Annotated in this window: 20 protein-coding genes and 1 other annotated feature (1 of these 21 cut by a window edge); of the genes, 18 read left to right on the top strand and 2 right to left on the bottom strand. The window is 48.9% G+C overall.

From position 1 onward, the window contains the following. Window positions 1–5: 5 nt before the first annotated feature. The gene (locus AB3N00_RS17810; protein ID WP_413035757.1) at window positions 6–713 is read left to right on the top strand and encodes a metal-dependent hydrolase; all 708 of its coding nucleotides are present in this window, start codon (window positions 6–8) and stop codon (window positions 711–713) included. Between the two features lie 310 nt (window positions 714–1,023). Here AB3N00_RS17810 and AB3N00_RS17805 read toward each other — a convergent pair whose 3' ends face one another. Next, entirely contained in the window at window positions 1,024–1,341 is a 318-nt protein-coding gene (locus AB3N00_RS17805) for a hypothetical protein (RefSeq protein ID WP_413035756.1), read from the bottom strand. Between the two features lie 188 nt (window positions 1,342–1,529). Then, window positions 1,530–2,603 carry a M42 family metallopeptidase gene (locus AB3N00_RS17800; protein ID WP_413035755.1) on the bottom strand — a complete coding sequence of 358 codons (1,074 nt, stop codon included), beginning with the start codon at window positions 2,601–2,603 and terminating at the stop codon, window positions 1,530–1,532. Between the two features lie 191 nt (window positions 2,604–2,794). On the opposite strand from AB3N00_RS17800, the gene AB3N00_RS17795 reads away from it, so the two are divergent. From AB3N00_RS17795 to AB3N00_RS17715, 17 genes are all read left to right on the top strand, one after another. Then, a complete protein-coding gene (locus tag AB3N00_RS17795) occupies window positions 2,795–3,004 on the top strand; it encodes a hypothetical protein (protein WP_413035754.1) in 210 nt (69 codons plus the stop codon). Between the two features lie 268 nt (window positions 3,005–3,272). Further along, window positions 3,273–3,731 (top strand): stage V sporulation protein AC, encoded by a 459-nt coding sequence (gene spoVAC, locus AB3N00_RS17790; protein WP_413036069.1) that lies wholly within the window; start codon window positions 3,273–3,275, stop codon window positions 3,729–3,731. Further along, on the top strand, window positions 3,728–4,744 hold the full coding sequence (spoVAD, locus tag AB3N00_RS17785) for a stage V sporulation protein AD (protein WP_413035753.1): 1,017 nt from the start codon (window positions 3,728–3,730) through the stop codon (window positions 4,742–4,744). Before spoVAC ends, spoVAD begins: the two co-directional genes overlap by 4 nt. 3 nt (window positions 4,745–4,747) lie before the next feature. Then, window positions 4,748–5,098 carry a stage V sporulation protein AE gene (spoVAE, locus tag AB3N00_RS17780; RefSeq protein ID WP_175397442.1) on the top strand — a complete coding sequence of 117 codons (351 nt, stop codon included), beginning with the start codon at window positions 4,748–4,750 and terminating at the stop codon, window positions 5,096–5,098. Window positions 5,099–5,305: 207 nt separating this feature from the next. Beyond that, window positions 5,306–6,262 (top strand): AAA family ATPase, encoded by a 957-nt coding sequence (locus AB3N00_RS17775; protein WP_175397443.1) that lies wholly within the window; start codon window positions 5,306–5,308, stop codon window positions 6,260–6,262. Window positions 6,263–6,265: 3 nt separating this feature from the next. Beyond that, complete coding sequence (locus AB3N00_RS17770; RefSeq protein WP_413035752.1) at window positions 6,266–7,513, top strand: DUF58 domain-containing protein; 1,248 nt, start codon at window positions 6,266–6,268, stop codon at window positions 7,511–7,513. Beyond that, the gene (locus AB3N00_RS17765; RefSeq protein ID WP_413035751.1) at window positions 7,510–9,723 is read left to right on the top strand and encodes a DUF3488 and DUF4129 domain-containing transglutaminase family protein; all 2,214 of its coding nucleotides are present in this window, start codon (window positions 7,510–7,512) and stop codon (window positions 9,721–9,723) included. The genes AB3N00_RS17770 and AB3N00_RS17765 overlap by 4 nt, the downstream gene beginning before the upstream one ends. A gap of 109 nt (window positions 9,724–9,832) precedes the next feature. Continuing rightward, window positions 9,833–10,360 (top strand): YqeG family HAD IIIA-type phosphatase, encoded by a 528-nt coding sequence (locus AB3N00_RS17760; RefSeq protein WP_413035750.1) that lies wholly within the window; start codon window positions 9,833–9,835, stop codon window positions 10,358–10,360. After that, window positions 10,357–11,484 carry a ribosome biogenesis GTPase YqeH gene (gene yqeH, locus AB3N00_RS17755; RefSeq protein ID WP_413035749.1) on the top strand — a complete coding sequence of 376 codons (1,128 nt, stop codon included), beginning with the start codon at window positions 10,357–10,359 and terminating at the stop codon, window positions 11,482–11,484. The genes AB3N00_RS17760 and yqeH overlap by 4 nt, the downstream gene beginning before the upstream one ends. 42 nt (window positions 11,485–11,526) lie before the next feature. Then, window positions 11,527–12,396, top strand: a complete 870-nt coding sequence (aroE, locus tag AB3N00_RS17750) for a shikimate dehydrogenase (RefSeq protein ID WP_413035748.1) — start codon at window positions 11,527–11,529, stop codon at window positions 12,394–12,396. 84 nt (window positions 12,397–12,480) lie between these two features. Further along, entirely contained in the window at window positions 12,481–12,771 is a 291-nt protein-coding gene (yhbY, locus tag AB3N00_RS17745; RefSeq protein WP_413035747.1) for a ribosome assembly RNA-binding protein YhbY, read from the top strand. Window positions 12,772–12,783: 12 nt separating this feature from the next. Beyond that, window positions 12,784–13,374 carry a nicotinate-nucleotide adenylyltransferase gene (locus AB3N00_RS17740; RefSeq protein WP_413035746.1) on the top strand — a complete coding sequence of 197 codons (591 nt, stop codon included), beginning with the start codon at window positions 12,784–12,786 and terminating at the stop codon, window positions 13,372–13,374. Beyond that, entirely contained in the window at window positions 13,358–13,924 is a 567-nt protein-coding gene (gene yqeK / locus AB3N00_RS17735; protein WP_413035745.1) for a bis(5'-nucleosyl)-tetraphosphatase (symmetrical) YqeK, read from the top strand. The genes AB3N00_RS17740 and yqeK overlap by 17 nt, the downstream gene beginning before the upstream one ends. Window positions 13,925–13,941: 17 nt before the next feature. Continuing rightward, window positions 13,942–14,289 (top strand): ribosome silencing factor, encoded by a 348-nt coding sequence (gene rsfS / locus AB3N00_RS17730; RefSeq protein ID WP_175397452.1) that lies wholly within the window; start codon window positions 13,942–13,944, stop codon window positions 14,287–14,289. Beyond that, window positions 14,286–15,191 (top strand): S1 RNA-binding domain-containing protein, encoded by a 906-nt coding sequence (locus AB3N00_RS17725; RefSeq protein WP_413035744.1) that lies wholly within the window; start codon window positions 14,286–14,288, stop codon window positions 15,189–15,191. The genes rsfS and AB3N00_RS17725 overlap by 4 nt, the downstream gene beginning before the upstream one ends. 112 nt (window positions 15,192–15,303) lie before the next feature. After that, the gene (locus AB3N00_RS17720; protein ID WP_413035743.1) at window positions 15,304–16,074 is read left to right on the top strand and encodes a class I SAM-dependent DNA methyltransferase; all 771 of its coding nucleotides are present in this window, start codon (window positions 15,304–15,306) and stop codon (window positions 16,072–16,074) included. 161 nt (window positions 16,075–16,235) lie between these two features. Then, window positions 16,236–17,192: a phosphotransferase family protein gene (locus AB3N00_RS17715; protein WP_413035742.1), complete on the top strand. Its 957-nt coding sequence runs from the start codon at window positions 16,236–16,238 to the stop codon at window positions 17,190–17,192. A 94-nt stretch (window positions 17,193–17,286) separates the two neighbouring features. Next, window positions 17,287–17,502: a binding site (T-box leader), on the top strand; it runs 47 nt beyond the window's last position.

The raw sequence follows: 17,502 nt of genomic DNA, 5'->3' as shown, positions 1-17,502 counted from the left end.
GCATCATGATGGGAAGATCCCACCTGATTATTGGAACAGGCGTTTCGCTATCTGTGCTGCAATTAATGGGTATGCAAGTGACTGCTCCGGCAGTTACTGTTGCTCTGATTGGTTCGCTGCTGCCGGACATCGACGAACCGAATTCCTTATTGGTATCCAAGGCATTGCCGAATAGTTTGATCAGGCTGCTGCAAACCATTTTGCTGCCCACCGCTGTATTTGTGTACTTTTATGTGCAGGCCAAGCCTTGGAATCTGCTGCTCGCTATTTTGGTTGGACTGGTCTCTTTCCTGCCGTCCCGTTCACTCCGCAAAGTGTTGATGTTTGTTATTGGACTGGGGCTTGTATTCTATGGTCATGCATTCGCACCATGGAACCTGATCGCGGGAAGTCTGCTCATGTTATGTACAACGCTAACCCATAGAGGGTTAACCCATACTGTGTATGGAACGGCAGTGTGGGGAGGACTTCTATACAGTACAACGCATCAGCAGAGTCCGGAGATCTGGGTAGCTGGAGGAATAGCTTATGCCATGCACCTGCTAGCAGATTCCTTGACAAATCGCGGGATTCGTCCGCTTCCGCCACTCAAGTGGCGAATACGAGCAAATTTGATGAGTACGGGTACCAAGCACGGGGCTGTTGTAGAGAATGTATGTATCGTACTGACCTTAATTTTGGCCTGGATTGCATTTTCACCGTTATTCTTGTAACGAAGCATGTGCTGCATATCAAAAACGCCAGTCCAGATTGAATGGACTGGCGTTTTGATATATCCCTCTAAAACCTAACACCAAAAATTTTATAATGATGCTTGCCGCATGTTGCATGTCCGGAACAATGGTTCAGCGGCTGAACTGCACGCAAAGATCCTTAGGACGATGGTGATGATGGTGAGTCGGTGAGTCCTTCAATATCCGACGAGCCAAATACAAATAAAACAACAAGAATGACTACGATTAATAGCTCGGCAAATCCATTTCCATCAAAGTCAGCCATCACGTCAACCTCACTTCACTCCATTTAGGAATTCATTCTTTTTTGAAAAGCCCGCATAACATCATCGAGAGTTACGTCGCCGATTTCGTCAAGGAATTGGACGAGTTTGTCTGCGTTCGACGGCGTAATATTTTTAAGTGTTTTATATTGTCCAACCAATTCAACGACAAGCGTAGCTTCTCGAAATAATGTGACAGCATCTACTCTTAATTTACCGCTTACCAGCAATGCTGCAACAATGATTTCCAGATTTTTACCTTTTAGACTGCCATTGAGAAGGGTATTTGCGGCATTTGTTTTTTTGGAACCTTTATTTGATTTTCCGTTCCTTCCCACTGCCATAACAGGTCCCCCACTGCTTGGTGTTTAGTTCTTCTTGTTGTTGTATCTTATGAGTTATTTCCAATAAGGTTCGGATGATTAATCGATTTGTACACAAAAAGAGACACTCTAACCAAAGTCAGAATGTCTCATAGAGTAGAAGGAGGTTCAGAGTAGAAGCTATTCAACCTTGAACCTCGTTCCAACGTTTACGCGTTCTCAATAATGGTATTAATTGTCGTGCGATCCATGCCCTTCACCAGTTTGATAAGCAGCGCTTTGGCTGCATCATAGTCGTCCGTGTGAATAATGGAAGAAGAGGTGTGAATGTAACGTGCACAAATGCCAATGACCGTTGATGGTACACCTATTCCGCTCAGGTGCACTTGTCCGGCATCGGTACCACCAGGGGAGATGAAGTATTGCATCTTGATCTGGTTCGAAGAAGCCGTGTCCTGAACGTATTCCACCATGCCGCGATGGGTGAACATTCCAGGGTCAAAAATACGGAGCAAAGCGCCTTGTCCGATATGTCCAAAGGACTGTTTGTCACCTGTCATGTCATTTGCTGCGCTGCAGTCCAGTGCGAAGAAGATGTCAGGTTCAATAAGATTGGCAGCGGTGCGTGCACCGCGAAGCCCCAGTTCCTCTTGAACCGTTGCACCGCAATACAAGGTATTGGGAAGCTTTTCCTTGTGGAGCGCTTCAACCAATTCAAGAGCAAGTCCAACTCCGTAACGGTTATCCCAGGCTTTTGCCATGATTTTCTTCGGATTAGCCATTGGCGTGAATTCGCAGATCGGCACGATTTGCATGCCAGGATGAATGCCCCATGATTCCGCTTCAGCACGGTTATCTGCACCAATATCCAGGTACATGTGGTTGAGGTCTACCGGTTTGCTTCGTTGCGATTCATCCAGCAAGTGAGTAGGCGTTGAACCTACAACTCCCGTAATGCGGCGATCTGGAGTGATGATCTGCAGGCGCTGTGACAGAACAGCCTGGCTCCACCATCCGCCGAGCGGACGGAATTTAATCATTCCTGTTTCCGTGATGCCTGTTGTCATGAAACCGACTTCGTCAAAGTGTCCGGCAACCATCACTTTGGGACCCGATTCTTCACCGCGCAGTACACCAAATAGACTCCCCAGACGATCCTGGACAAATTCCTCTGTATAATTGGACAGCTGTTCCTTCATCCAACCGCGAAGCTCGCGCTCGAATCCGGAAGCGGATGGGAACTCTGTTAAGGTGCGAAACATCTCCATTGTTTTTTCATTCATGTGTCGACAACTCCTCTGCTCGTATGTATGACAGTCTCGACAGAACGGCTGGCGGACTGCTGCCCCTAAAATGCAGGACGAATTATTAACCACTGGTCACATTATAGTATGAACCTTGCGCACGTAATTGTCCATGTCTGTGTCACGTATCTAAGGCATTCTTGGGACCATAAAATGGAGGCAGGCGATAGATGGGCGATAATCTCACGCTTTTAGCAGCGGTATTGAATACTCATACATTGAGGCTCTTTGTAATTCCCATCTACCCCGGGTTTCTCATTCATTTGCCTGACGACAGGAAGGAGTTGGAACACCAGATGAAGCCACCTCATGAAGGCAATGAAGATATCCTTTTTATCGTCCTTTTTATTTTACTCGTGATCGTGCTTCTTTATTTATAAGAAAATGATGAACCTGGATATATCATTTTTGTATAGCCCTCTGATCCGGCGTGCTTGATTCTGCTGCAAAAATGCTGCTCTCCCCAACTGGAAACAAATGCTGCAATTCGCCGGATACATAACCTTCCCATCATTAACAAACAATGAACATAGGATTTAACTCGCTCCGGGCAGTATTAAGCTGCTCGACTGATTTTGATTTTAAAGGAGGTTCTGTATCTTGCCAGCTCAAACCAAAGGATCCGGTAATGGAAAAAAAGCATCATCCCTGTCCATCAGTGAACAGGATTACAAGAAGGTTGCCAAAAAACATGAGCCAGCCCGTCCGATCCTGGCAAACTGCATTAAGGCTTTCTTTGTTGGGGGATTCATTTGCATCATTGGACAAGCTATCCAGGAGGCATTCAAAGCAGGGTTTGATATGACTTCCAAGGAAGCAGCCAGTCCTACAGTTGCGGTCATGATCCTGATTTCGGTCATCCTTACATGTCTTGGGGTCTACGATAAAATCGCTCAATGGGCCGGAGCCGGTACGGCAGTTCCGGTTACCGGGTTTGCCAACTCCATGTGCTCTGCAGCATTGGAGCACCGAGCGGAGGGACTTGTCCTGGGTGTCGGAGCCAACATGTTTAAACTTGCCGGTTCAGTTATTGTTTTTGGTGTCGTTGCTGCCTTTATTATAGGGATCATTTACGCCTTCCTGGGAGTCGGAGGTGGGCATCTATGAAGCTGATCGGACGTCAAACCTGGCAATTTGAAAACCGTCCACGAATTATCGGCAGAGCAGCGGTTGTGGGACCAGAGGAGGGAGAGGGGCCGCTGTCAGCCGATTTTGACTACGTGTACGACAATCTGGAGATTGGTGAGAAAACCTGGGAGAAAGGGGAACGCAAGCTGCTTGAACAGGCTACGCAGCTGGCACTCGTTAATGCGAACATTACAAAGGAAGAGCTCCAGTTTTTTATCGGTGGTGACCTTCTGAACCAGATCATCAGCAGTTCATTTTCGGCTCGAAAACTGGGAGCACCCTACCTTGGTGTTTTTGGAGCCTGCTCCACATCCATGGAGAGCCTGGCATTAGCTTCCTTAATCGTTGACTCGGGTGCAGGTAATTATGTCCTCGCAGGCACGGTCAGTCATAACTGTACAGTGGAGAAGCAATTTCGCTATCCGACAGAGTATGGTTCCCAGAAACCTCCATATGCCCAATACACGGTAACAGGATCAGGATGCAGCGTGGTTTCCCGTACAGGGGACGGTCCTGTGGTAACCCGGGCAACGATTGGCCGAGTGATGGATCTCGGAATCAAGGACCCGTTCAATATGGGGGCAGCCATGGCTCCTGCCGCGGCAGATACCATCGTGTCTCATTTCCGGGATACCGGACTTGAACCAGGGTATTACGATCTCATCGTAACCGGAGATTTGGCCTCTGTTGGACTCCCGATTACGAAGGAACTGCTGCAAAAGGAAGGTATACCCATGGAACAAACGACGTTTAATGATTGCGGGCTCATGATTTACGACCGGGAGAAGCAGCCATACGTTGTAGCGGGCGGCAGCGGATGCGGTTGCTCTGCCACCGTAACTTACGGACATATTTTGAACCGGATGCAGAAAGGTGATCTGAAACGGGTCTTGATTGTTGCCACGGGCGCGCTGTTGTCACCCATATCCTACCAGCAGGGCGAGAGCATCCCATGTATTGCGCATGCGGTAGCCATTGAAAAGGAGGGATAAAAGATGCAATTTTTGTGGGCTTTTATTGTAGGCGGCTTGATTTGTGTGGTGGGACAGCTGCTGATGGATGGCGTCAAGCTGACCCCGGCTCATACCATGAGTACACTGGTTGTGGCTGGTGCGGTTGCGGACGCATTGGGTTGGTATGATCCACTTGTCAAATTTGCGGGAGCAGGGGCTTCCATTCCCATTACCAGTTTCGGTAATTCACTGGTGCACGGGGCGTTGACCGAGCTTGAAAAAGACGGATGGATCGGGGTGATTACCGGTATCTTCGACTTGACGGCAGCGGGGATATCATCTGCGATTATCTTCTCCTTTCTCGCGGCACTGGTGGTTCGGCCGAAAGGCTGACAAAGCTTGGCAGAATCTTAAAGCTATATCGACATAAATGGAGAGGCTCCGGATATTTAATATCCGGGGCTTTTTGTCGCACTCATGCGAGAATAGCGGCCAATCTGACGGCTGGAAACAAATTGTGATTCTCTTCGAGTGTACTCGCGCCCGTTGTTCATGTACAATAAAAGGAAATCTGTATGCTTTTTTAGGAGGTTAGACCACATGCCTGTGCGCAAAGAGTCGATCCAAATCATTTCAGCAGTTCGTTCTAATCTGGAATCTTGCATAATGGGGAAATCCTTTGAAATTCAACTTTTGCTCACAGCTTTGCTTGCAGGCGGACACGTTCTGATCGAAGACGTACCCGGAACAGGCAAAACGCAGTTGATCAAAGCATTATCGAAATCCATGCGCGGGGAATACCGCCGCATTCAATGTAATCCCGATATTCTGCCAAGTGATATCACCGGTGTATCCGTATTCCATCCGCGTGATGAGCGCTTTTATTTCCGTCCGGGTCCAGTCATGACCAACATACTTCTAGCGGATGAGATCAACAGGGCAACAACGAAGACCCAATCAGCCCTGCTGGAGGTCATGGAGGAGCGCAGTGTGACGGTAGATGGCGATACTTATGATCTGCCGCATCCGTTTATGCTCTGTGCTACCCAGAATCCAATCGATTTTGAAGGTACCTATACATTGCCGGAAGCACAACTTGACCGGTTTATGCTGAAAATAAGTCTGGGTTATCCGGACAAGGATATTGAGAAAACGCTGCTGAAGCAGCATCAATCGGGTCAGCCTGTGGACCGGCTGGAATCCGTAACCCACATGGATCAGATTTCCGCGATTCAGCAGGAGATCAAGGAAGTATTTATCGGCGATCCGGTGATGGATTATCTGCTTGATGTCGTTCGCATGACGCGTTCGCATCCTTCCGTGCTGCTGGGGGCCAGCCCACGTGCAGCCATCTCATTCATGATGGCGGTGAAGGCGTTTGCCTTCTTGCAGGAACGTGATTACGTGCTCCCGGATGACGTGAAGACGATGGCGCCATATGTCATCTCCCACCGGATTGTGCTGCGTCCTGAAGCGAGACTGGACAGCATGAGCTCTGAAGCTGTACTGAATTCTGTACTTCAGCAAGTTCGTGTCCCCGTCTCCATGGGGCAATAATTCATGAAGCCGCTTTTGAGTAATGTCAGAAGAGGAATGCGCCACCCTCGCGTATGGAGCATCGCGGCGGTGTGGATTTGTTGTTTGGCTTATGTTCTGTTCCAGGGCGGGAAAACGTCCATCATGCTGTTGTCGATGGTGACCCTGCTCTGTCTGTATCTTGCAATCGCCGGGTTCAGTGGGGTAAAACGTGCACGCGGTGTGCGTATTCTATCCTCAGGACAGGATCATGAAGAACTTTTGCATGCCGGTGACCAGGTTCAAGTGAAGCTTCAACTGACCATTCCGGGTTTTTTGCCGCTGCCTTATGTGGTTGTGCGTGAAATATTGCACCGTCATAACGGGGAGTCATGGTCTTTTAGGGAGAGCCTGATTCCCAACATGCGGGGAAATGGAGAGTTGTCTTTTCAGACTCCGCCGCTTGAACGAGGCAAATATGTGTTTTCGGAAACGGAATGTGCAAGCGAGGATATCTTTGGACTGATCGAGCACCGCGGCACATTCAAGGCCAAAGGTGAGTTTCGGGTGCTGCCACGCACTGTGTTTATACCGTACTGGCAGTTATATGATCGTAAATCGCGACTAGCTGGACCACAAACCGCGCAGACGCGTTCCCGCAGGGAAACAACCCAAATCAACGGAGTGCGTGATTATGTATATGGAGACCGGCTGTCCCGAATTCACTGGAATGCTACAGCCAAGACGGGAACATGGAAATCCAAGGAGTTTGAACATGAATCGGTACCCAAGACCATTCTGGTGCTTGATGCATTGGCGGGCAGCTACGAGCAAGGGGAAGCGTTTGAACTGGCTGTTTCCACTACGGCATCGCTTTTGGAGTATGGAACGAGGGAACGGATGGGCATGGGGCTGTTGACGTTATCTGACCAAACGAAGCTGCTCCCTCCCAGCGAAAGCCTGCTTGAACGACAGAAGATGATGCACCACCTGGTGGACGTGCAGCACAATGGCCAGGATAAACGACTGCTTCCCGGCATTGAGAAGCTTGCCCGTCAGCTGCCTCAGGGTGCTTATTTTGTAGTCATTTCTCCCCAAAAAGACGAAAAAGTACTGGAATTACTGCGGTGGGCTGACACTCGAGGAATGACTCCGTGCCACATTATTATTGATACCAAGGAGTCCCGTCAGAGTGCTGAATGGTCAGCCATGCTGCGAGGAAAAGGCACGAGATCCTTTGTTGTTTCCCATCTGCAGGAACTTCCAACGGTTATGGGGGGAGGTTCTGCATGAGTACAAATGGAAAAGAACTACTAACGGGAAAAAGATCCTGGTATCACGCAGCGTCACTGCTCTGGATCTTCCTGATTGCAATGCAGTGGATCTCATTTACACAGGAATCATGGTATACGGAGACCACATCATTGGTATTATGGACGCTGGCAGCGGTCAGTGTACTGGAAATCATTTTACCTTTTAAGCCTATATACCGAACGGTAATCAAGGCTATTGTACTTATATATATTTTGCATAAAACGCTCATTGATTACTCTGTTTATATGCCTTACGGGACATTCACCGATCGTGCAGAGCAGTTCCTGCTGCATTTGACGCCATACATCTGGTTCTCGCTGTGTGCATGGGTCATGCTTGAAGCTGCTCTTCGACTGGTGACCACAACCCGCCGTATCCTTGTATTTCTGGGTGTTAACATTATATCGATGGGGATTCTGGATTCCTTTACCCAGATTCCGTTATGGATTGAAGTGGCCTGGGTCATGTTTGCAGGGATGGGCTGGCTGGTTTGCCAGCATTTCCGCAATTTTCAACTGCACTATCCGCAGGGCTGGAAACGTCTGCTTCGTTATCCGTACAAAATATTGGCCAACATCGCCATCATCTTTTCTCTGATTATCGTAGCGAGTGTGAACATGCCGGAAGTTCCGCCTACATTGACTGATCCGTATACGGCATGGCGTAACTATACCGGAAGCTCCACGAACCAGGCTGGCAACGGAACACTGGATATTCCAAGTTCCACAGAGTCCGGATACAGCCGTGAAGATAACCAGTTGGGCGGTGGATTCAATTTTGACTACACGCCTGTTATGTCGGTGGCGACCAATGAGCGCAGTTACTGGCGCGGTGAAACCCGGGAAGAGTACACCGGGACAGGGTGGGATGACCGCAGACGGGTGTCCACAGAGTATGTAGAACTTGGACAAACCCTGGAGAATGAGGATGCGGGCAACGTGAATACCAAGCAAGTTACTCAAAAAGTAACCATGCTGAACGATAATGTGTATCCAATCCTCTTTGGTGCGTACTCGATATCCGAAGTGAGTTCAGTCAATGGCGAGAACGTATCAGGCCGGATGCTTTGGAATGCGAATCAGGCAGAAATGCATATCGTAACGGATCGGCAGCAGCCGCAATTTCCCAAAACGTACACAGTTGTATCTGAAGCGCCCGTAATTGTTGAAGATGAGCTTCGTACAAAGACGTTTGATGATCTGTACGCGAGCAATCCCGCAGACGATATGTACCTGCAGATGCCATCCCGCTTCCCGGACCGGGTGACGGAGTTGGCAGCTGAAATTACAGCTGCGGCAAATACGCCGTATGAAAAAGTGGCATTACTGCAAAACTATTTACAACAAAACTTTAATTACACCAACAATCCCGATTTATCCCGAAAAGTAAGCAGTGATTTTGTTGAAGGATTTTTGTTTGACATCCGTGAGGGGTACTGTGATTACTTTTCGACGGCACTGGTCATGATGGCACGTTCGGAGGGAATACCGGCTCGCTGGGTAAAAGGTTATGCGCCTGGCCAAATGTCTCTAAATTCGGACATGCAGGCACCGCGTCAACCTGGTGCCGAGATTGAGACCACCTATACAGTGACCAATGCAGATGCGCATTCCTGGGCAGAGGTCTACTTTGGCGAATATGGATGGATTCCGGTTGAAGCGACACCTGGTTTTGATATGCCGCTGCTGACGGAACAGCCTGATGTACAGCCGGTAGATGAACCTGAAGAGCAACCTGAAGAGGAACCAGTCGTTGAAGAAGAGCAAACACCGGCACCTGAAGAAGCTGCATCCGGCGTACCTGCTTTTGTAATTTGGGCCGCTGTGGCTGTTCTTGGGTTATGGGTTGCTTATATGTTCTGGCGGAATCGTTTCTCGTTCCGTTTTTGGATCCTGCGCCTGCGAACGGGTGGACCACTTACGCCTGAGCAGAAAGTGGTTGCAGAGACAGAGCGCTGGATTCGGTATGTGAAACGAAAAGGATTGAACCGAAGCGGAGATGAGACGCTGCGTGAGTCCGTTAACCGCTGGAGTCAGGCGAAACCGGCTGCTGCAGCAACGCTGCATGAGCTGCTTGCAATGTTTGAACAGACGCGTTATAGCCCGGCCTCCGTTACTTCGGATGATTGGAAGGCAGTCTATGAGACAGCCTTGAAGCTGCGCAAGGAACTCAAAGCGGAACGGGCATAGAAGATGTCCGTCCCGTTTTTCCTTTTTCCCATACCATCAGGCACTGTATGCATTTTCAGGAAAGACAGATTTGTGATATAGTGTGTCGTATGAAACTGAGGTGACTTCTTTGTTTAAAATGTTAATGCCCAAGCTGCGAGTAGATACGGTTTTTGACATTAATCTGGAAGAGCTGTACGCTCAAGGCTACCGTGGAATAATAACTGATCTGGATAATACGCTTGTTGGTGCGAAAGCTCCTGATGCCACGCCAGAACTGATTGAATGGTTCGCGCGTGTGAAGCAGGCTGGTTTCAAGCTGATGATCGTGTCCAATAACAATTTGAATCGTGTATCTTTGTTTGCGACGCCGCTGGATATCCAGTTTGTGCATAGTGCACGCAAACCATCGAATGCACCGTTTCGTAGAGCAATGAAAATGATGGAGTTAACTCCGGAAAAAACGATTGTGGTAGGCGACCAGATGCTTACAGATGTATATGGAGGTAATCGGCTCGGGCTTTATACCGTGCTGGTACTGCCTATTTCCATTGGTGATGAAGGGTTCATGACCCGCTTCAATCGACGCGTGGAACGGATTGCTCTAACCAGTTTGCGCAAGAAAGGCTTATGGCTCGAGGAGGAAAATAAGAAATGACAGAAACGCATAACGGCAGCCTTGCCGTAAGATGCAGTGGATGCGGTGTGCATCTGCAAACGGAAAATCCGGATAAACCGGGGTTTATCCCAGAGAAAGCGCTGGGTCGTGAACCAGTTATATGTCAGCGCTGCTTCCGGATCAAGAATTACAATGAGTCATCATCCGTCACGGTGGATCAGGACGAATTTTTGGCTCTGCTCAGCAAAATCGGGGATAAGGATGCACTTGTCATCCATATCGTTGATCTGTTTGACTTTGATGGCAGCATCATCTCTGGTCTGCAGCGTTTTGTAGGCAACAATCCGGTACTGCTCGCTGTCAACAAAACCGATTTGCTTCCCAAAGTAACCAACTGGAATAAGGTTCGTAACTGGGTACAGAAGCAGGCTAAAGAGCAGGGGCTGCGTACAGTGGATATCGTGCTCTGCAGTGCCAAGCAAAATCAGGGCTTCGACCGACTGCTGGAGCTTGTCGGTACGTACCGTGAGGATCGTGATGTGTACGTGGTCGGTGGTACCAATGTGGGCAAATCCACACTAATCAACCGTCTCATCCGTGACTATAGTGATCTGGAGCAGGAACTGACAACGTCCCGTTATCCGGGAACGACACTCGACATGGTCAACATCCCTTTGGATGACGGAAAATACATTATTGATACGCCCGGAATTGTATACCCATGGCGTTTCAGTGAGATCGTATCACGCAAAGATCTGGCAGCAATCATGCCGGACAAGCCGCTGAAGCCGGCAGTGTATCAATTGAATGCAGGTCAGACGCTGTTCTTTGGCGCGATGGCTCGTTTTGACTTTATTGAAGGGGATCGCCAGTCCTTCACTTGTTATACAAGCAATGCAATTGATATTCATCGGACGAAGCTGGAACGCGCAGATGATCTGTACCGTGACCATGCTGGAGAACTGCTATCCCCCCCAACTCGTGAGGATGCAGCGGATATGCCAGAATGGACAAGGCACGAGTTCCGCATTAAACGCGGCAGCCAGTCGGATGTGTTTATATCTGGTCTGGGTTGGATTAAGGTCAATGGTGAAAATGGGGCGCTTGTTGCTGTGCATGCACCGAAAGGCATTCGGGTACTGGTTCGTCCATCTTTGATCTAACTTTGACGGCAAAATGATTCTCAACTGATCGGAGGCGGACCTATGTCAGAACAGAAGAATGCCTATGCCTCACTACCGATCCTGCTCGGGGTTATGGGTGATCCCATTGGACATTCCAAATCCCCTGCCATGCATAATGCGGCTCTTGAAGCAGCAGGCGTGAACGGATTGTATATGCCGCTCCATGTTCGCCCGCAGCAGCTGGAAGCAGCCGTTAAAGGCATTGTGGCTCTGGGTTATCGCGGTGTTAATGTAACGATACCGCACAAAGAAGAGGTTATGCAGTACCTCGATGTCATTGATGAGAGTGCACGGTTGATTGGTGCTGTGAATACGATCGTCAATGAGGGTGGTAAACTGACAGGGTACAACACGGATGGCATTGGTTATGTACGTTCATTGAAGGAAGAAGCGGTTCCCGATCTCACAGGGAAAAAGATCGCAGTTCTCGGGGCAGGAGGCGCTGCGAGAGGCGTCATTTATGCACTGGCGCTGGAGAAGCCGGAACGAATTAGCATCCTGAATCGTACAGCGGAACGAGCGAGCATGCTTGCCTCCGATTTGAGAGGGCTTGGGATGGGTGACATCACAGGCAGCGGCATGGAAGAAGCTGCAGCCGTGTTAGCCTCAGCCGATATCGTGATCAACACAACGGCAGCAGGCATGCATCCCCATGTGGACGATGTTCCTGTGAATCCCGAGCTGATTCGGGAAGGTGCGGCTGTAAGTGATCTGATCTATAATCCGCTGGAGACACGCTTGCTTCGTGAAGCACGTATGCGTGGATGTGTTGTACATGGCGGTCTCGGCATGTTTGTGTATCAGGGCGCGGTCGCATTTGAGCACTGGCTTGGCATTCCTGCGCCAGTAGAGACCATGAGACGTGCTGTATTGGATAGTTTTATGAAGTGAAAAATATAATTGAACGGTCAGGTCCGGCCAGACGTTAAGTTCTGTTGACGAGACCTGCCGAGCATAAGGAGTTATGGAGTATTCATGTTAAACGGTAAACAAAAGCGCTTCTTGCGCTCACAAGCACATCATCTGACCCCTGTATTTCAGATCGGTAAAGGGGGCACCAACGAGCATCTGTTCCGTCACATCGAAGATGCGATCGAGAAGCGTGAATTGATGAAAGTGCAAGTGCTGAACAATTGTCTGGATGACAAAAATGAGATCGCTGAAGAAGTCGCTCGGGAAACCGGAAGCGAACTGGTGCAGGTTATCGGCAGCACCATCATCCTGTACAAGGAATCACGCGATAACAAACAAATCGAACTTCCTTAGGCGGTGACACGGGTGAAGATTGGCATCATGGGCGGGACGTTTGATCCGATTCATATGGGGCATCTGCTCGCAGCCGAAGCCGCAAGAGATTCTCATGCACTTGACGAGATCTGGTTCATGCCGTCTCATGTTCCGCCCCATAAACGCGGAGCCGGAGCTTCGGGACAGCAGCGTCTTGATATGACAGAGGCCGCAGTGAAGGGTGTTGAGCAGTATGAAGTGCTGGGCATCGAAATGGAGCTTGGCGGGGTATCCTATACGATTGATACGATGAAGGAATTGTGGCGCCGTTATCCGGAGCATGAATTTTACTTCATCATCGGAGCGGACATGGTGAACTATCTTCCGAAGTGGGAACAGATTGAAGAACTGGCAGCAAAATTAACCTTTATCGGTGTGGGTCGGCCAGGGTTTCAGTTACATCTGGATGATCTCCCGGAGGAGCTGCAGGACAATGTTTTACTGGCTGAGATGCCCTTGGTGGACATATCATCCACAGCTGTTCGCAGAAGACTCGCGAAGGGACATTCGGTGCGGTTCATGATTCCTGATGCAGTTCATCAATATATTGTAAGGAGCGGTTTATATGGGACTAAGCCGTGAAGAATTGATTCAAGCCGTTTCAGGTCAGATGCCGGAGAAGCGCTGGAAGCACACGCTTGGCGTGATGGAAAAGGCAGTTCAGTTGGCGGATAAGTATGGTGCAGACCCGGTGAAAGCCGACCTGGCAGCCATTTTGCATGATGTCGCCAAATACTGGCCTGTATCGGAGATGGAAGCGGTCATCCGTGAGAACGGATTGAACGAAGAACTCCTGCAGCATGACAAGCAGCTCTGGCACTCTGAAGTAGGTGCCTTTATTGCACAACGCGATTATGGTGTTGATGATCCGGAGATTATTAATGCGATCCGCTGGCATACTTCAGGCCGTGTAGGGATGAGTCTGCTGGATAAGGTGGTTTGTCTTGCTGACTACATCGAACCAGGAAGAGATTTCCCTGGGGTTGAACACATTCGAGAACAGGCGGAGCGTAGTTTGGAGGAGGGGCTTATTGCCGGTTTTGACTCCACGATCAGCTTGCTGATCTCGCAGCGCCGGGTTATATACCCCCTGACCATGTTATCGCGGAACGATCTGATAGCACATTTATAAAATATGGAGGTTGGTTCATGACATTATCATCGAAAGAACTTATGAATATGGCGGTAACTGCCGCTGACGATAAAAAAGCATCCAACATTGTAGCACTGGATCTGGTTGGTATCTCGCTGGTAGCAGACTATTTTGTGATCTGTCACGGGAATTCCGATACACAGGTACAATCCATTGCAACGGAGATTCGCAAACAGGCGCATGCGGCTGGTGTGAACATCAAAGGTATCGAGGGCATGGATTCTGCACGTTGGGTCCTGATGGATATGGGCGACGTGGTTGTGCATATTTTCCATCGTGACGAGCGTGAATATTACAACATCGAGCGCCTGTGGTCTGACGCCAAAGTGGTGGAAACGGTATGAGTTTGATTGCAGGAACGGTCGTCTCCTTGCCGGTTGACCGTGAAGTATCTCCGTTTGGCTATTTTTTGACGACAGGATCGGAAGATGTACTGCTCCATTATACGGAACTTACACGGGACGTTAAAATTGGAGAAACGCTGGAGGTCTTTTTGTTCTTTGATACAGAGGACCGTTTGGCAGCGACAATGAAAAAACCATATCTCACACTCGGTGAAATGGAACGGCTGGTCGTAGCCGATATTCATCCACGCCTCGGCTGTTTCCTCGAGATGGGACTTGGGCGGCAATTGCTGCTCCCGATACGTGAATTGCCCGAACTGGAAGAACTGCGTCCTCAAGTCGGCGATGAAGTTTTTGTGATTATGGAACATGACAAGCAAGGACGTCTTCGCGCCAAATTGGCCGGAGAACGCGAACTTGCTCCGCTGTCGTTCCATGCTCCAACATCGTGGTTAAACGAATGGGTTGAGGCTACAGTGTACAAGCCGCTGCAGATGGGTACATTTGTGCTCGTTGAAGGTGGAGTGCTTGGCTTTGGTGCCATCGGTATGATCCATTCCTCCGAACGTAACCGCATGCTGCGCCTTGGCGAGAAAGTGAAATGTCGGGTAACGCTGGTTCGTGAAGACGGACGTGTCAATTTGGCAATGTCCCCTCGCAAAGAGGTTGGCCGTAACGAAGATGCAGACAAGCTGCTCGCGTTCATGAAAGAGCGGCCTACGGGCGGGATGCCTTATTCGGATGCAACTCCACCGGATATTATCAAGCAGCGCTTTGGGATCAGCAAATCTGCTTTCAAGCGTGCCCTGGGCAAGCTGATGAAAGACGGACTGGTGACGCAGAAGGAAAACTGGACGTATTTGTCGGACTCGGCTCCCAAAGATTCGAATGAAGGCAAATAGTCGTTAACGTCATATTGAATTGAGGAAGGGCAGGGCAAGGCTGGGTGAACTCCGGACGCCCCTGCTTTTTCTTTTGGAATCGGAAAATGAAATTGAAAGTGCGGTGCCTGACATGTCTTACCGTAAATTTGCTTATGTGTACGATGAATTAATGGAAGATATGCCTTATCCGGACTGGATAAGGTTTGCAAGAACAGCGTGGGAGCAGCATGGCATGCCAAAGAGTGTCGCCGAACTTGGGTGTGGAACAGGCTCAATTACGATTCCGCTGGTAAACTCAGGTTTTGAAGTGACGGGCATTGACCTGTCTGCAGATATGTTATCTGTTGCACGAAGCAAGATGGAAGGGACACCTCAGGGTCATCGATTGTATCGTGAAGGCAGTGTTCGCTGGGTTCAACAGGATATGCGGGACTGGAGGGTGCCAGAGCCGGTGGATTCGGTCATTTCCTTTTGTGACTGTATTAATTATCTGCTTGAAAAGGAAGATGTCGTACGTACGTTCCAGCGAACCTATGAGATGCTGAAGCCAGAGGGAACATTTCTGTTTGACGTGCATCATCCCGATACCCTGATTCGCTATGAAGAAGAGCAGCCTTTTGTGCTGGACGAACGCTCGGTATCGTATATTTGGACCTGTGACATGGATCGTGATCGGTGTGAAATTGAACATCATTTGAGTATCTTTTCCCGAGTGGATGATGGCAGCAAGGACATGTATCAGCGATTTGAAGAGGTTCATGTTCAGCGTGCGTATGATCCGGATTGGATGAAGCTGGAGCTGACGAAGGCTGGCTTCAGAGATGTTCGCGTATATGCTGATTTTGAGTGGAAAGAAGCTGGAAAAGGCGCGCAGCGGCTGTTTTATGTTGCGGTGAAATAGGATGGATATGGACTGCCCTTATAATGATAAGGGCGGTTTTTTCTTGAATTTCGTGAAAAAAGGCATTGTCAGCAGGGCGGAAGGGAGCCATAATGGATAGATGGAAAACGCTTTCCAATAGCATATGAGTAGGAATTGTAATCTAATTTAGGTGGTGCACAATGGAAAGTACATATAAAACAAGACTGACTTCTGAACAACTAAACGGAATTGCCAAACAGCATTTTAACACAGACATCAAAGATTATAAGGAAATGATTGATGGCTGGGCCAACCATGCCTATTTTATGACGCTAAGCAATGGTAAGGTGGTCGTGCTCAAAATTGCCCCTTCTGCGATAAATAAACCCATGCGCTGTGAACAGGATCTGATGATTGCCGAAGTGCAGGCACTTCGGCTCGTAGAGGAACTTAGAGATGTGCCCGTTCCCCGTGTCTTGGCGCATGATACCACACGCAGTCTTGCTCCGGCGGAGTATTTTATTATGGATTATATGCCAGGCACACCCTACAACAAGGTCAAAGATCAGTATAATGCGGCAGAACAGGAAAGGATTGAACAGCAGCTTGGTGCATTGAATCGCCGAATGAATGAGATCAAAGGTGAGAAATTTGGTTACTTTTCAGAGAAGAAACCGAAGTACACCACCTGGAAGGAAGCATTTCTGAGTTTGATGGATGACTTGCTTGCTGACGGTAAAGAGGCTGGGGTGGACCTCCCTATCCACTATGAAGAGCTTGAGCGAATGATTAAGGAAAAATCCGATGTACTGGATGATGTCAAGGAAGCTGTGCTCGTCCACTGGGATCTGTGGGATGGCAATGTTTTTGTGGAACAAGGAAGGATTACGGCCATTATTGATTTTGAGCGGTCACTCTGGGCAGATCCACTTATGGAGCACTACTTCAGTCATTTTAATTATACACCGGGATTTGTGAAGGGTTACGGGAGAGCCATAACAACCGATAGTGAACGAAAACGAAGAAGTTTATACGATCTGTATTTTGACCTAGTGCTGCGGATTGAATGCTCATACCGGCAGTATGATGATCAGGAACACATTCAGTGGGCGATTAATAACCTGGAAGAAGGAATCGATCGATTTCGTTTGTCCTGAGCGAATGCTGTTAAACAGTACCATTTATAGTCAACGCAGCGCGTAATATTGACTTTGGTCTTGCTTTTTTATATAATGTTCCCGATATTGTATACATATTTCGATGATAAGGAACAGTAGTGGGTCCTGTACATGACAGAGAGTCGGCGGTTGGTGCAAGCCGATTGACAGTATTTCACGAACTCGCCTTGGAGAAATGCGGTGATTACACCATCCTGTGTTTGAATGGAGCATTCGTTCAGGAATGGAAATCCGCATCGGTTAACCGCCGTTACAGGTCCAAAGGGAGTGGATGACGAAGCACGTTCGT

The sequence above is a fragment of the Paenibacillus xylanilyticus genome, assembly GCF_047246825.1.
Lineage (GTDB): Bacteria > Bacillota > Bacilli > Paenibacillales > Paenibacillaceae > Paenibacillus > Paenibacillus xylanilyticus_B.
Note: the sequence above shows the minus strand (reverse complement) of the source record. Positions and strands in the feature narration are given on the sequence as shown.